Raw genomic sequence first — 656 nt, 5'->3', positions numbered from 1 at the left:
CCAGTGGAAGACGGGCCAAAGCCGGGCGCTCGACGGTCTCGAAGAGCTGTCGGCGACTGACGCCCAGCCGGCGCATGACGTGGTCGTTGATGCGATCGAGCGCCTGGGCAATGGCGGCATTGGCCTCAGCCAGCGAGAAGAAAGTCTGGTTGCGCAGGCGCCCCAGAATGCAGGACTGGGCGAAACGCACTCCATTCTCCACTTTCGATTTATCCCGAGGCTTTCTTGGCCGTGCCGGAAGAACGCCGACGCCATAGTGGGAAGCCATCATGCCGTAGCTGCGGTTGATCTCGGGATCGTAGAAACTGGCGCGACTGACGCCCGACTTCAGATTGTCGGGAACGACGAGTCTGGGAACGCCNTGCGATCGACAATCGGAATCTTCTTGCCGGAATAATCCACGAAGACCTTGTCGCCGGCCGCATGCTCCTGGCGCATCGTCGGTGACAGTCGCTGCTTAAATCCCCGTAGAAGTTCACAAAAGCGACTGTAGCCATAACCGTCGGGATGCGATCCTCGATACTCCTCCCACAGGATGAGCAAGGTGACGCCGGGCTTCTTGAGCTCGACCGCAAGATCGGCCCAGTTCGGTTCCGTGCGTCGTCGCGTGCCCTGTTTGACGCCGTTGCGACTGAAGAGCTTGTGCTCAAGCGCAT

1 pseudogene is annotated in these 656 nt (G+C 60.2%); it reads right to left on the bottom strand.

Annotated elements, in window-relative coordinates:
* Nucleotides 1-190: pseudogene (locus X738_RS88270) on the bottom strand (IS21 family transposase); the annotation flags it as partial.
* Between the last annotated feature and the right edge of the window lie 466 nt (nt 191-656).

It is taken from the genome of Mesorhizobium sp. L48C026A00 (assembly GCF_000502375.1).
Taxonomy (GTDB): Bacteria; Pseudomonadota; Alphaproteobacteria; order Rhizobiales; family Rhizobiaceae; genus Mesorhizobium; species Mesorhizobium muleiense.
This window is presented reverse-complemented; position numbering and strand designations above follow the sequence as displayed.